General features: G+C 70.5%; 14 protein-coding genes. 9 read left to right on the top strand and 5 right to left on the bottom strand.

What is annotated here, in order from left to right; genetic code table 11:
* Window positions 1-266 precede the first annotated feature (266 nt).
* Window positions 267-890, bottom strand: a complete 624-nt coding sequence (locus MQC88_RS11915; RefSeq protein WP_243322337.1) for a GIY-YIG nuclease family protein — start codon at window positions 888-890, stop codon at window positions 267-269.
* Window positions 891-989: 99 nt separating this feature from the next.
* Between MQC88_RS11915 and lexA the strand changes: the two genes are divergently transcribed.
* Genes lexA through MQC88_RS11895 form a run of 4 tightly spaced genes read left to right on the top strand, consistent with a single transcriptional unit; the run spans window position 990 to window position 6717 of the window.
* Window positions 990-1607, top strand: coding sequence for a transcriptional repressor LexA (lexA, locus tag MQC88_RS11910; protein ID WP_243322335.1), 618 nt, complete (start codon window positions 990-992; stop codon window positions 1605-1607).
* The gene (gene imuA / locus MQC88_RS11905) at window positions 1607-2221 is read left to right on the top strand and encodes a translesion DNA synthesis-associated protein ImuA (RefSeq protein ID WP_243322333.1); all 615 of its coding nucleotides are present in this window, start codon (window positions 1607-1609) and stop codon (window positions 2219-2221) included. Before lexA ends, imuA begins: the two co-directional genes overlap by 1 nt.
* Window positions 2222-2227: 6 nt before the next feature.
* A complete protein-coding gene (locus MQC88_RS11900) occupies window positions 2228-3637 on the top strand; it encodes a Y-family DNA polymerase (RefSeq protein WP_243322331.1) in 1410 nt (469 codons plus the stop codon).
* A complete protein-coding gene (locus MQC88_RS11895) occupies window positions 3634-6717 on the top strand; it encodes an error-prone DNA polymerase (protein WP_315857100.1) in 3084 nt (1027 codons plus the stop codon). The genes MQC88_RS11900 and MQC88_RS11895 overlap by 4 nt, the downstream gene beginning before the upstream one ends.
* 101 nt (window positions 6718-6818) lie before the next feature.
* Here MQC88_RS11895 and MQC88_RS11890 read toward each other — a convergent pair whose 3' ends face one another.
* Window positions 6819-7163, bottom strand: a complete 345-nt coding sequence (locus MQC88_RS11890; RefSeq protein ID WP_243322326.1) for a cupin domain-containing protein — start codon at window positions 7161-7163, stop codon at window positions 6819-6821.
* Window positions 7164-7543: 380 nt separating this feature from the next.
* Between MQC88_RS11890 and MQC88_RS11885 the strand changes: the two genes are divergently transcribed.
* Genes MQC88_RS11885 through MQC88_RS11870 form a run of 4 tightly spaced genes read left to right on the top strand, consistent with a single transcriptional unit; the run spans window position 7544 to window position 9430 of the window.
* Window positions 7544-7879, top strand: a complete 336-nt coding sequence (locus MQC88_RS11885; protein WP_425491629.1) for an ArsR/SmtB family transcription factor — start codon at window positions 7544-7546, stop codon at window positions 7877-7879.
* The gene (locus MQC88_RS11880; RefSeq protein WP_243322321.1) at window positions 7876-8364 is read left to right on the top strand and encodes an ArsI/CadI family heavy metal resistance metalloenzyme; all 489 of its coding nucleotides are present in this window, start codon (window positions 7876-7878) and stop codon (window positions 8362-8364) included. The genes MQC88_RS11885 and MQC88_RS11880 overlap by 4 nt, the downstream gene beginning before the upstream one ends.
* Window positions 8364-8747, top strand: coding sequence for an arsenate reductase ArsC (locus MQC88_RS11875; RefSeq protein WP_243322319.1), 384 nt, complete (start codon window positions 8364-8366; stop codon window positions 8745-8747). Before MQC88_RS11880 ends, MQC88_RS11875 begins: the two co-directional genes overlap by 1 nt.
* Window positions 8744-9430 carry an aquaporin gene (locus tag MQC88_RS11870; RefSeq protein ID WP_243322318.1) on the top strand — a complete coding sequence of 229 codons (687 nt, stop codon included), beginning with the start codon at window positions 8744-8746 and terminating at the stop codon, window positions 9428-9430. Before MQC88_RS11875 ends, MQC88_RS11870 begins: the two co-directional genes overlap by 4 nt.
* A gap of 55 nt (window positions 9431-9485) precedes the next feature.
* Here the strand turns inward: MQC88_RS11870 and MQC88_RS11865 are convergent, their stop codons facing one another.
* The 3 genes from MQC88_RS11865 to glmS all read right to left on the bottom strand — a co-directional run bounded on the left by MQC88_RS11865 (window position 9486) and on the right by glmS (window position 12186).
* Window positions 9486-9782, bottom strand: a complete 297-nt coding sequence (locus MQC88_RS11865) for a hypothetical protein (RefSeq protein ID WP_243322315.1) — start codon at window positions 9780-9782, stop codon at window positions 9486-9488.
* 103 nt (window positions 9783-9885) lie between these two features.
* A complete protein-coding gene (locus tag MQC88_RS11860; RefSeq protein ID WP_243322314.1) occupies window positions 9886-10332 on the bottom strand; it encodes a DUF1810 domain-containing protein in 447 nt (148 codons plus the stop codon).
* 24 nt (window positions 10333-10356) lie between these two features.
* Complete coding sequence (glmS, locus tag MQC88_RS11855; protein WP_243322312.1) at window positions 10357-12186, bottom strand: glutamine--fructose-6-phosphate transaminase (isomerizing); 1830 nt, start codon at window positions 12184-12186, stop codon at window positions 10357-10359.
* A gap of 187 nt (window positions 12187-12373) precedes the next feature.
* On the opposite strand from glmS, the gene MQC88_RS11850 reads away from it, so the two are divergent.
* Complete coding sequence (locus MQC88_RS11850) at window positions 12374-13654, top strand: efflux RND transporter periplasmic adaptor subunit (protein WP_243322309.1); 1281 nt, start codon at window positions 12374-12376, stop codon at window positions 13652-13654.
* The last annotated feature ends 30 nt before the right edge of the window (window positions 13655-13684 follow it).

The raw sequence follows: 13684 nt of genomic DNA, 5'->3' as shown, positions 1-13684 counted from the left end.
AGCCCTTCGGGGCGAAATCAAGGAGGAGGCCGCAGGCCGGGGGACATTCGCCCCGAAGGGGTGGCGGCCACGCCGGGGTCGGTCAAGTCGCGCCGAAGGCTTGGTGGCTGCCAGAGTCCGTCAAGCCGCGCCGAAGGGCTGGCGGCCGCGGCGAGGCATGCGATCAAGCAGCAATCTCCCCCGGAGTTGGGCGAAGAACCAAAAAAAGCCCGGCGACAGCCGGGCTTTCCCGAGAGGGACAACGTCGGCTGCGGGCGCCGCGCGAGTCAGGCGTGGATCCCGATCTCCGCAAGCAGGTCCGCGGGGATGCGCGCCGGCAGCGCCGGGTCGAAGCAGCGGTGCGCATCGACCAGGTCGCGCAACGCCTGGCGCTGGTGCTGGGCGAGCCAGCCGGCGCAATGGTCGGCGTGCGCTTCGCGGATCAGCCCGTCCAGGTACATCTGCCGGTCGCGCATCGGTGCTTCGCACCACGCCCTGGCCTGCAGGTGGACGACATGGCCGAGCGCCTGCTGTTCCAGCACCAGGCGCCGCGCCGACGGATAGGCGCCGCGATACCACTCGGTGCCGCCGCCGGCGCGCGCCCTGATCGTCAGCGGCACCGGGCAATGGTGTACCGCCAGGCGATGGTGGAAGCGGGTTTCGAGCGCCTGCGCGTCGCGCCGGGTTTCGGTTTCCACGAGCAGGCTGTGCTCGAGGTCGAAGGCCTCGAACCAGCGCGGATGGAAGGCAGGCCAGCGCTCGAGCGGGTCGTGGGTCATGCCGATCTTGAGCAGGTCCTCCGCGCCCGAGGTCGCCAGCACGTACACGAATCCGCGGCCGCGATACCCCGCTGGCGCGGATGCGGGATGGCGGGCCGCGGCGACGGCTTCGAGGGATGCGGGAGAAGTCATGGGCAACTGTTTGAACCGGTTACGTCGCAGCGCCTGCGACCAGGAAGATGAACATGGAGCGGCTTGCGCTGCAGCCCGAAAGGTATAAGGATTTATACCATGAGCGACCTTACCGACCGGCAGGCCGAAATCCTGTCCTTCCTCGAGCGTTTCAGCGAACGCGAGGGGCTGCCCCCGAGCATTGCCGAGATCCAGTCGGCCTTCGGGCTGGCCAGTCCGCGCGGCGTCGCCAAGCACCTGGAAGCGCTGTCGGCGAAGGGCTACCTCGAGCTGGTGCCGCACCGCGCCCGCGGCATCCGCCTGCGCCGGCCGCGGCGCCCGCAACGCAGCCGCGACCAACTGCAACTGCCGATCCTCGGGCGGGTGGCGGCCGGCCCGCCGATCGATGCCGCGGCCGAGTTCGACGAATCGCTATTGGTCGACCGCGCGCTGTTCCACAGCCGCCCGGACTACCTGTTGCGGGTCAAGGGCGACTCGATGCGCGAGGACGGCATCTTCGACGGCGACCTGGTCGCCATCCGCCGCGCCGTGACCGCCGAGAACGGGCAGACGGTGGTGGCGCGGATCGATGGCGAGATCACGATCAAGCGGCTGAAGATCACCACCCGTGGCATCCGCCTGCTCCCGCGCAACCCGGATTACGCCGCCATCGACGTGCCGCGCGACGCCGACTTCGCGATCGAAGGCCTGTATTGCGGCCTGGTGAGGCGCGGCTGATGGGCGCCGTGGTCGCCCTGGACCACCTGCTGGGCGCGCGCACGGTCTGGCGTGGCGGCGCGGTGCCGGCGGCCGCGGTCGCGGTCCAGCCCAGCGGCCATGCCGGCCTCGACGCGCGCCTGCCGCAGGGCGGCTGGCCGGACAGCGCGCTGACCGAGATCCTGTTGCCCTGCGACGGCGTGGGCGAACTGGCGCTGCTGCTGCCCACCCTCGCGCGGCTGACGCAGGCCGGGCAACGCGTGGTGCTGGTGGCGCCGCCGTACCGGGTGCACGCCCCGGCCTGGGCGCAGGCCGGCGTGGCCTTGCCACGGTTGCAGGTGGTGCAGGCCGATCCGCGCGATGCGGCGTGGGCGGCCGAGCAGTGCCTGCGTTCGGCCGCCTGCGCGGCGGTGCTGTGCTGGCCGCTGCAGGCCGACGACCGCGCCCTGCGGCGCCTGCAGGTCGCGGCCGAGACCGGGCAGTGCCTGGGCTTCGCGTTCCGCGACGCCAGGCACGCGCGCAATCCATCGCCGGCCGCGTTGCGGGTGCAGCTGGAAGCCGGGACGCGCCAGGTGCGGGTGCTGAAGTGCCGCGGCGGGCTGGCCCCGGCGCACGCCATCGCGCTGGTGTCGTGAGCCGCCATGCGCTGGGCCTGCGTGCTGCTGCCGCATCTGGCGATCGATGCCGTCCTGCGCCAGCAGCCGGCGCCCGAGGCCGCGCACGTGCTGGTCACGGGGCCGGCGCAACGCCGCGTGCTGCATGCAGTGAATGCCGCCGCCCGGCGCGACGGCCTGCAACGCGGCATGCCGCTGGCGAGCGCGCGGTTGCTGGCAGGCCCGGCGTTCCACGTCCACGCCCATGATCCCGAGCAGGAAGCCGCCGCGCGCAGCATGCTCGCGACCTGGGCCTACGGCTTCAGCTCGCAGGTCAGCCTGGCGCTGCCGCACGCGATCGTGCTGGAGGTCGCGCGCAGCCGCGCGCTGTTCGGCGACTGGCCGGCGCTCGCCCGGCGGCTGTCGTGCGAACTGGACGCACTCGGCTTCCGGCATCGCCTCGTTGCCGCGCCCAATCCGCACGCGGCCTGGGTCCTGGCGCGCGCGCACCGGCAGCTCGGCGTCGATGGCGCGCGCCTGGGACAGGCGCTGGGCCATGTCGCGGTCGCGCGCAGCGGCCTGCCCGACGAAACCGCCGCCGCGCTGGCGCGTTCGGGCATGCGCACGCTGCGGCAGGTATTCGCGCTGCCGCGCGAGAGCCTGGCGCGGCGCTTCCCGCCGCAGGTGCTCGCGCATCTGGATGCGCTGCGCACCGAGGACGCCGCGCCGCTGCCGCTGTTCGCGCCGCCCGACCACTTCCACGCGCGGATCGAGTTCGAGTACGAGGTCGAATCCAGCCAGGCGTTGCTGTTCCCGCTGCGGCGGCTGACCGCGGACCTGGCCACGTTCCTGGCCGCGCGCGATGGCGGCGTGCAGCGCTTCACCCTGGTGTTCGAACACGAGCGGCACCCGCCCAGCACGCTCGCCATCGGCCTGCTCGCGCCCGAACGCGAGGCGGCGATGCTGTTCGAGCTGGCGCGCAGCCGGCTGGAGCAGCTGCAACTGCCCGCCGGCGCGCGCGCCATGCAGTTGCGCGCCGCGCAACTGCCACCCTTCGTGCCGGCGGCGCGCGACTTGTTCGACAGCCGCCCGCAACAGGCGGTGCCGTGGACGCAGTTGCGCGAGCGGCTGCGGGCACGATTGGGCGACGACGCGGTGCAGGACGTGGTGCTGCACGCCGACCATCGCCCCGAACGCGCGACCCGCACGACCGGCACGCCGCCGGACGCGGTGCCGGCACTGCCGCGGCGCCCGGCGTGGCTGTTGCAGCGTCCGATCCCGCTGCATGGCGAAGTCGAAATCCTCGAACCGCCGGAACGCATCGAGGCCGGCTGGTGGGATGGCAGCGACGTGCTGCGCGATTACGCCATCGTGCGCACCCGCCAGGGCCAGCAGGCCTGGGCCTTCCGCTCGCCCAAGGCCCCTGGGCAATGGTGGCTGCAGGGCTGGTTCGCATGATCGCGCCGGGCTACGCCGAACTGCACTGCCTGTCGGCCTTCAGCTTCCAGCGCGGCGCCTCCACCGCGGACGAACTGTTCGAGCGCGCCGCCGCGCTCGGCTACGCGGCACTGGCGATCACCGACGAGTGTTCGCTGGCCGGGATCGTGCGCGCGCACGAGGCGGCGAAGACGCACGGCGTCGCCCTGGTCGTCGGCGCCGAATTCCAGTTGCACCAAGGCCCGAAGATCGTGCTGCTGTGCGCCGACCAGCCGGCCTACGAAGCGTTGTGCCAGTTGATCACCACCAGCCGCCGCCGCGCGAAGAAAGGTGCCTACCAGACCCTGCTGTCGGACCTGCCCGATCCGCCACCCGGCCTGCTGTGCCTGTGGCCCGCGCGCGCGCCCGAAGACGAACGCCACCTCCCGTGGCTGCAGGCGCGCTTCGGCGATCGCCTGTGGCTGGCGGCCGAATGCCATCGCCAGGCCGGCGACGCCGAACGCATCGCATGGCTGGAAACGCTGGCCGCGCGCCATGGCTTGCCGATCGTCGCCAGCGGCGACGTGCACATGCATGTCCGCGCCCGGCGCCCGCTGCAGGACGTGCTCACCGCCGTGCGCCACCACTGCACCATCGCCGATGCCGGCTGGCGATTGTTCCAGAACGCCGAGCGCCACCTGCGCCCGCGGCCGGCGCTGGCGCGGCTGTATCGCCCGCAGTGGATGGCCGAATCCGTGCGCATCGCGCAACGCTGCGGTTTCTCGCTGCAGCAGCTGCGCTACACCTATCCGCGCGAACTGGTCCCGGACGGCCATACCGCGGCGAGCTGGTTGCGGCGGCTGGTCGAGGACGGCCTGCGCTGGCGCTGGCCGCAGGCCATCCCACCGAAGGCGCGCGAGCAGGTCGAGCACGAACTCGCGCTGATCGCCGAACTCGGGTACGAGTCCTACTTCCTCACCGTGCACGACATCGTCCGCTTCGCGCGCAGCCGCGGGATCCTGTGCCAGGGCCGCGGCTCGGCCGCCAACTCGGCGGTGTGCTTCGCCCTGGGCGTCACCGAGGTCGACCCGGCGCGGATGAACCTGCTGTTCGAGCGCTTCCTCTCGCGCGAGCGCAACGAACCGCCGGACATCGACATCGACTTCGAGCACGAGCGCCGCGAGGAAGTCATCCAGTACATCTTCCAGCGCTACGGCCGCGAACGCGCCGCGCTCACCGCGGTGGCGATCCAGTACCGCGGGCGCAGCGCGATCCGCGATGTCGCCCGCGTGCTCGGCCTGCCGCCCGACCAGGTCGGCGCGCTTGCCGCCACCATGAACCACTGGGAAGGCCGCCCGGACGAAACCCACCTGCGCGAGGCCGGGTTCGATCCGGGGCAACGCCTGCTGGCGCAGGTCATCGCGCTGACCAGGGAGCTGATGCGGTTGCCGCGGCACCTGTCCCAGCATCCCGGCGGCTTCGTGATCTCCGAGCATCCGCTTTCCACCCTGGTACCGGTGGAGAACGCGGCGATGGACGGCCGCACCGTCATCCAGTGGGACAAGGACGACCTCGATGCGCTGGGCCTGATGAAGGTCGACGTGCTGGCGCTGGGCATGCTGACCGCGGTGCGCAAGACGCTGGACCTGCTGCGCGCCTGTGGCCGCCGCGACCTCACCCTGGCGACGATCCCGGCCGAGGATCCGGCGACCTACGCCATGATCGGCAAGGCCGACACCGTCGGCGCGTTCCAGATCGAGTCGCGCGCGCAGATGGCGATGCTGCCGCGCACCCGGCCACGGAATTTCTACGAGCTGGTGATCGAAGTCGCGATCGTCCGCCCCGGGCCGATCCAGGGCGACATGGTGCATCCCTACCTGCGGCGCAAGCGCGGCGAGGAAGCCATCGACTACCCGCCGCGGCTCAGGCACATCTTCGAGCGCACCCTGGGCGTGCCGCTGTTCCAGGAACAGGTGATGCAGCTGGCGATCGATGCCGCCGGCTTCACCGCCGGCGAAGCCGATGAACTGCGGCGCTCGATGGCGGCGTGGAAGCGCCGCGGCGGGCTGGAGCCGCACCGCGACCGGCTCAAGGCCGGCATGCTGGCGCGCGGCTACAGCGAGCAGTACGCCGAACACCTGTTCGAGCAGATCAAGGGCTTCGGCCACTACGGCTTCCCGGAAAGCCACGCCGCCAGCTTTGCGCTGATCACCTACGCCAGTTGCTGGCTCAAGTGCCACGAGCCCGCCGCGTTCGCCGCCAGCGTGATCAACAGCCTGCCGATGGGCTTCTACAGCGCCGACCAGCTGCTGCAGGACGCGCGCCGCCACGGCATCGGCGTGTTGCCGGTGGACGTGCGCCACAGTCACTGGGACTGCAGCCTGGAGTTTTCCGGCGGCGACACCGCCACGCCGCCGCGCATCCGCCTTGGCCTGCGGATGGTCGCCGGGCTGCGCGAAGACGTCGCCGCGGCACTGGTGCAGGCGCGCGAACAGCGATCGTTCCCCGATGTCGCCGACCTCGTCCGCCGCACCGGGCTGGATCGCCGGCAGCAGGGCCTGCTGGCCGATGCCGGCGCGCTCAAGGGCCTGGCCGGGCATCGCCATCGCGCGCGCTGGGCGCTGTCGGGCGTCGAGCGCTCGCTGCCGCTGTTCGATGCGATCGCGCAGACGCCGGAAGCGCGCCTGCCGATCCCGCTGCCCACGCCGGGCGAAGACCTGCTGGCGGACTACGCCCTGCTCGGCACCACCCTGGGCAAGCACCCGCTGGCCCTGCTGCGCGCGCAGCTGCGCGCGCGCAGTTGCCGGCCGTCATCGGAACTGACGGCCGTGCCGCACGGCCGCAGCATCCGCTTCGCCGGGCTGGTGACGCTACGCCAGCGCCCGGAGACCGCGAGCGGCGTCACCTTCCTCACGCTCGAGGACGAGGACGGGCTGGTGAACGCCCTGGCCTGGAAACATGTCGCCCAGCGCCAGCGCCGCGTGTTGCTGGGCTCGCGCCTGCTCGCCATCGACGCACGCCTGGAACGGGTCGACGGCGTGCAGCACCTGATCATCCAGCGCATGGACGACTACAGCCCGCTGCTGGCGGGGTTGCGGCCCAGGAGCCGGGATTTCCATTGAGCCTGCGCCGGGGCACGCCCGATCCTGGATCAGTCGTGTCCACCGGGCCTAAGCGAGGTCCGCAACACGCTGGATGGTTGCGCACGCCCCGCCCGCCGGGCTCAGGCGGAACGCACGATATCCACCGAGATTTCGACCGCCCGTACCGGGCCGCGATTCTCCAGCCAGTGCACCGTGTCCCTGTCTTCCGGCCAGCCGGCACCGGGGCCATAGTCGGTGGCAACCCCGTTCCTGTGATCGGTGATGGTTCCTGCCAGGACATACACGACGCCCGGCCGGTCCCGGTGGTCGTGCACGGGGCCAAAGACGCTGCCCGGCTCCATCGTGACCAGGCGCATGCGGAGCTGGCGCCCGGCCATGCCTTCGATCTCCGGACCGAGGTCGATCGTCTGGAGCAGTTCGACGGAAACGCCTCTTGTTTCCAGCGGAGCCGAATCGTCGTTCATGAGGACTCCGAGGGTGCACCCGGCACCCACCAGGACCCGGAATCGGGCGACACGGAGTATTGGAGCCCGACTCCACACCGTCAATCAGGACGGGACGCACGGCTGCAATGGGCTGGCTGCGCCAACGACCGTGTCAGGGCAAGACTTCTGCGCAGCGGCAACGCCGGGTGCGGATGCCCTTGGGTGCGAAATCAAGGAGGAGGCGTCGGCCAAAGGCCGGCGCCGGGGGACAATTGCACCCAAGGGCATCCGTATCCGGCGCCCCCGCGAGCATCCCCCTGCATCCGGGAGCGGAATGCGGCGCCCTGCAAACTGCGCCCTGACCCCGTTCAACGGGGCTTGACGCCCAACCTTGTTTCCATATTATTGGAACTATGGAAATGCCAGCCGCGCTCGCCAGCCTCGCTGCCCTGGGCCACGAATCCAGGCTCCGTGCCTTCCGGCGCCTCGTCGAAGCCGGGCCGGAGGGGATGCCGGTCGGCGAACTGCGCGAGGCCCTGGCACTGCCCGCCGCCACATTGTCCGCGCACCTCAACGTGCTGCGCAGCGCGGATCTGGTCACCGACCAGCGCGAGGGCCGCGTGATCCGGGTCCGCGCCAGCTTCGACCGCATGAACGCACTGCTCGCCTACCTCACCGAGAACTGCTGCGCCGGCTCCGGCGCTTGCGGGCCGGTGTCCACCTGCAAGCCGCGCAAGAAAGGAACCTCCGGATGAATCGCTTCCACGTGCATCTCAATGTCGGCGACCTCGACGCCAGCGTCCGCTTCTACACCCAGCTGTTCGCCGCCCCGCCTGCGGTACTCAAGCACGACTACGCCAAGTGGATGCTCGAGGACCCGCGGCTGAACTTCGCCATTTCCAACACCGGGCGGACACCCGGCGTCGACCACCTCGGCCTGCAGGTCGACAGCGGCGCGGAACTCGCCGCGCTGGGCAAGCGCCTGGATGCCGCAGGCGGCACCGTCGTGCCCGAAACAGCGACGGTCTGCTGCTACGCGAAGTCCGACAAGAACTGGACGGAAGACCCGCAGGGCACGCGCTGGGAAACCTTCCACACCCTGGGCGAGGCAACGACCTACCACGCCGGCGACGCGGCCTGCGCCACCGACGGCGCCGCATGCACGCCGGACGTTGCCGCGATGAAGCCCATGGCCGACACGGGCGGGGCCTGCTGCTCGAAAGCGGCGGCCTGCTGCTGATGAAGCGCATCCTGTTCGTCTGCGTCGAGAACTCCAACCGCAGCCAGATGGCGGAGGCATTCGCCAGGATGCTGGGCGGTGCCGGCGTCGAATCGTGGAGCGCCGGCTCGCGACCGTCCGGGGTGGTGAACCCGAAAGCCGTCCGCTTCATGCAGGAGGTCGGCTACGACCTCACCGCCCATCGCTCCAAGTCCCTGGACGAGATGGAAGGCGAGTTCGACGCGGTGGTGACGATGGGTTGCGGCGACGCATGTCCATGGGTACCGGCAAGGCGCCGCGAGGACTGGGCCTTGGCCGATCCCAGGGAACTCGATGACGACGGCTATCGCGCGATCCGCGACGAGATCGCCGGGCGCGTCCGCACGCTCCTGGCACAGCTGTGACGCGGCTGCACCGTGCGCTGCTGGCCGAGGCCATCGGCACGGCGGCGTTGCTCGCCACGGTGGTGGGTTCGGGGATCATGGGCGCGCACCTGTCCGACGGCAACGAGGCCATCGCCCTGCTCGCCAATGCATCGGCGACTGCCGGCGTGTTGTACGTGTTGATCACCGTGCTGGGGCCGATCTCCGGGGCCCACTTCAACCCTGCCGTGACGCTGGCGATGCGGCTACGCGGCGAGATGCGCAGCGGCGAGGCGGCGGCATACGTCGCCGTGCAACTCCTGGCCGCGGTGGCAGGCGTGATGCTGGCGCATGCGATGTTCGACCAGGCGTGGATGCAGCCCGGCGCGCGCGTGCGCACCGGCGCGGGCCAATGGCTCAGCGAAGGCGTGGCCACGACCGGACTGCTGCTCACCATCCTGCTCGGCCTGCGGCATCGTGCGTCGTCGGCGGTGCCTGCGCTGGTGGGCAGCTATATCTTCGCGGCCTACTGGTTCACCGCCAGTACGTCGTTCGCCAATCCGGCGGTCACGCTGGCGCGATCGTTGACGCAATCGTTTTCCGGCATCCGGCCAACGGACGTGGCCGGCTTCGTGCTCGCCCAGTTCGCTGGCGTGGTCGTGGCGCATGCGCTGGCGGCCGCGCTGCTTGGGAATGGCCGGCGGAGTGAAGCGCGGGCGCCGTAGGTTCGTTGCGGGTCGCTCGAACTTGGCCTCGGGACCCTGCTTCCGCACCGGGACTTCAGGCATCGGGCCTGCGCCTGGCGAAGCGGACCTTTGCCATCGCGACCACGACGAGCAATGCGAGTGCGGCCAAAGCCGACTTTCTTTGACCCAGGAGGGAGAGCCCAAGACTTGCCCCCATCGCCAGGCCCAGGAGCGACATGATCGTGCGGTTGGTGTCATTGGCCACCAGGGGTCCGGTCAACATCCAGGGCCGGTAAAGCCAGGTCCGCAGAAGCCCCGGGAACAGCCAGGTCGCAACAAGACCGCCCACGCCATAGAGCACGAGGAAGGCAGCATTCACAAGCAGGACCATCTCCCCAACATCCATGACGGGACCTCCGGTTGCGCGGCATCAGTCTGCAGAAGATAGACCTTTACCCCAAGGCTTGTTGCCGTTCCCTGCTTGTCGCCAGACGTCAGGCCCCACTCCGGCGCGAAACAAGCTGCAGCGTTCCCTGGTCGGGCTGGTCCGCAAAAAAGCGCTGGAGCGCCTCGGAGAACAGTGCCTCCGTCGGCGCCGCCAGGTTGAACAAGGTCAGGCAGGACCTGAACTTCATGGCGTCCAGCGCGCCGAGAATATGGGCCGCCGGCACCGACTTGTGCGTGAGCATGGCTTCGACGGCCTCGCGCAGTCGCGCACCCAGGACCGGATGGGCCAGGTAGGCCGCTGCTTCGGCGACGCCGGACAAGCCGAACCGCTCGGATGCGGAACTCCGGCCCAGGCCGGAAAGCTGAGGAAACACGTACCAGATCCAGTGCGACTGCTTGCGACCGGCACGCAGCTCGTCGAGCGCATTGCCGTAGGACCCGGCCTGCGCTTCAAGGAAGCGGGAGAGCCCGAATGGATCAGCTTGCGCAGGCATGTCCCACCCAGGCCAACGCCCGCCCTATTCCACCGTCACCGACTTGGCCAGGTTGCGCGGCTTGTCCACGTCGGTGCCGCGCGCCAGCGCGGCGTGGTACGCCAGCAGCTGCACCGGGATGGTATGCACGATCGGCGACAGGATGCCGACGTGGCGCGGGGTGCGGATCACGTTGACTTGCTCGGATTCGCCGAAGCGGCTGTCGGCGTCGGCGAACACGTACATCTGGCCGCCGCGCGCGCGCACTTCCTGGATGTTGGACTTCACCTTTTCCAGCAGGCTGTCGTTGGGCGCGATCACCACCACCGGCATGTCGGCGTCGACCAGCGCCAGCGGGCCGTGCTTGAGCTCGCCCGCCGGGTACGCCTCGGCGTGGATGTAGGAGATTTCCTTGAGCTTCAGTGCCCCTTCCAGGGCAATGGGGTAATGCACGCCGCGGCCGAGGAACAGCGCATGCTCCCTGGCCGCGAACTGCTCGGCCCAGATCGCGATCTGCGGTTCCAGGTTGAGCGCGTGCTGGACGTTGCCGGGCAGGTGCCGCAGCGCTTCCAGCAGGGCGGCTTGCTGGTCCTCGGGCAGGCGGCCGCGCAGCTTGGCCAGGGTGGCGGCCAGGGTGAACAGCGCCACCAATTGCGTGGTGAAGGCCTTGGTCGAAGCCACGCCGATCTCGGCGCCGGCGCGGGTGTAGTGCACCAGCCGGCTGGCGCGCGGGATCGCGCTTTCGGGCACGTTGCAGATCGCCAGCGTGCGCTCCTGGCCCAGTGACTTGGCGTACTTGAGCGCCTCCATCGTGTCCAGGGTTTCGCCCGACTGCGAAATCGTGACCATCAACTGCCTGGGGTTGGCGACCACGCTGCGGTAGCGGTACTCGCTGGCGATGTCGACCGCGCACGGGATCCCGGCCAGTGCCTCGATCCAGTAGCGCGCGGTCAGGCCGGCGTAGTAGCTGGTGCCGCAGGCCAGGATCTGCACCGCCTCGATGTCGCCCAGCACGGCGCCATCGCGGTCGTTGAACAGCTCCGGCCCGAACGCGCCGTTGTCGATCAGCGCCTCGATGCTGTCGGCGATCGCGCGCGGCTGCTCGTGGATTTCCTTCTGCATGAAGTGCCGGTACGGGCCCAGCTCCAGCGACGCCAGCGACACATCGGAGACGTGCACCTCGCGCTGCACCTGGCTGCCGTCGGCGGCGTACACCTGCACGGCGTCGCGGCGCAGGTCGACGGTGTCGCCTTCCTCGAGGAAGATCACGCGCCGGGTCGACGACACGATCGCCGACACGTCCGAGGCGACGAAGTTCTCGCCCTCGCCCAGGCCGACCAGCAACGGGCAGCCCATGCGCGCGGCGACCATGCGCCCGGGCTCCTTGCGGCTGACCACGGCCAGCGCGTAGGCGCCGTGCAACTCGCCTACGGTGCGCTGCAGGGCATGCAGCAGGTCGTCGCCTGCCTGCAGGTGGTGATGGATCAGGTGGGCGATGACTTCGGTGTCGGTCTGCGACTCGAACACGTAACCCAGCGCGGCCAGGCGTTCGCGCTGGGCCTCGTGGTTCTCGATGATGCCGTTGTGCACCAGCGCCACGCCGTGGCTGGTGTGCGGGTGCGCGTTGCCTTCGGTGACGCCGCCGTGGGTGGCCCAGCGGGTGTGGCCGATGCCCAGTTGCCCGTGGAAGCCTTCGGCCTGCGCGGCGGCCTCCATTTCCGCGACGCGTCCGGTGCGGCGCACGCGGCGCACGTCGTCGCCGACCACGACCGCGATCCCGGCCGAGTCGTAACCGCGGTATTCGAGCCGCTTCAGGCCCTCGATCAGGACCGGGACCACATCGCGATCCGCGATCGCGCCGACGATGCCGCACATGGCAGGGAGTTCCTTGCAGGGATGGGCCAGTGTAGCGGCTGGCCGCGGCGTCCGGCCGTCCGGCGGACGTGGCCGGCGCGTCCGCCGGACGCCCAGCGCCGCCGCTTTCCCTTTACTGATCAATCGCTTGCAGGTTGGCACGCGATCTGCTTTGGAACCACTGACAAAGTCAATCGAGCCCCGCTGCATGAGCATCCGCGATACCTCCGCCCAGGACCGCCCGGTCGCCACCCCCGCGTCGCAACGCGCCGGCAAGCGCCGCGGCTGGCTGTTGGCCGGCGGCATCGGCGCGGCGCTGCTGTTGCTGGCGGCGTGGCTGCTGTCGGGCTGGAGCGCCGGCAGCCGCTCGATCGACGTCGCGCGCGTGCGCATCGCCGAAGTGAAGCGCGGCGACCTGGTGCGCGACATCTCCGCCGATGGCCGCGTGATCGCCGCCAACAGCCCGACCCTGTACGCGATCGCCGGCGGCACGGTAACGCTGCACGTGGTCGCCGGCGACGTGGTCAAGCAGGGCCAGGCGCTGGCCGAGATCGACAGCCCGGAACTGCGCAGCCGGCTGGCGCAGGAAGAGGCGACCCTGGCCAGCGTCGAGGCCGAGGCCAGCCGCGCCGCGCTCGACGCGCAACTCACCCGCTCCAGCGCGCGCAAGCTGCTCGACCAGGCGCAGATCGAACGCCAGGCCGCGCTGCGCGACCTGGAACGCAACCAGCGCGGCTTCGACGGCGGCGCGGTGCCGCAGGTCGAGGTCGCGCGCGCGCAGGACGACCTGAAGAAGGCCGAGATCGGCCTCGCCCACGCGCGCGAGGATTACGGCCTGCAGGGCGCCGGCGCCGGGCTGGACACCCGCAACAAGCGCCTGCTCGCCGACCGCCAGCGCGCGGTCGTGGCCGAGATGCAACGCCAGGTCGACGCCCTGACCCTGCGCGCGCCGTTCGACGGCCAGGTCGGGCAGGTGCAGGTCGCGCAGCGCGCCAACGTCGCCGCCAACGCGCCACTGCTGGGCGTGGTCGACCTGTCCAAGTTCGAAGTCGAGATCAAGGTGCCGGAGAGCTTCGCCCGCGACCTCGCCATCGGCATGCCGGCGCAGCTGACCAGCGGCAGCGGCCAGCCCTTCCCCGGCGAGGTTTCGGCGGTGTCGCCGGAAGTGGTCAACGGCGAAGTCGTCGCGCGCCTGCGCTTCAAGGACAAGCAGCCGCCGGGCCTGCGCCAGAACCAGAGGCTGTCGGCGCGGATCCTGCTCGACACCCGCCACGACGTGCTGATGGTCGATCGCGGCCCGTTCCTGGAACAGGGCGGCGGCACCAGCGCCTACGTGATGGATGGCGACAGCGCGGTCAAGCGCCAGATCCGCACCGGCGCCAGCAGCCTGGGCGCGGTGGAAATCCTGGAAGGCGCGCAGGAAGGCGACCGCATCGTGGTCTCCGGCAGCGACCAGTTCGGCGACGCCGAGCGCGTGGTCATCAACTAATCCGCAATAGAAGACAACCGAGGAAGCCCC

The organism is Cognatiluteimonas sedimenti (genome assembly GCF_022808325.1).
Classification (GTDB): Bacteria; Pseudomonadota; Gammaproteobacteria; order Xanthomonadales; family Xanthomonadaceae; genus Cognatiluteimonas; species Cognatiluteimonas sedimenti.
The sequence above is the reverse complement of the archived record's forward strand: the minus strand, read 5'-3'. Positions and strand labels throughout refer to the sequence as shown.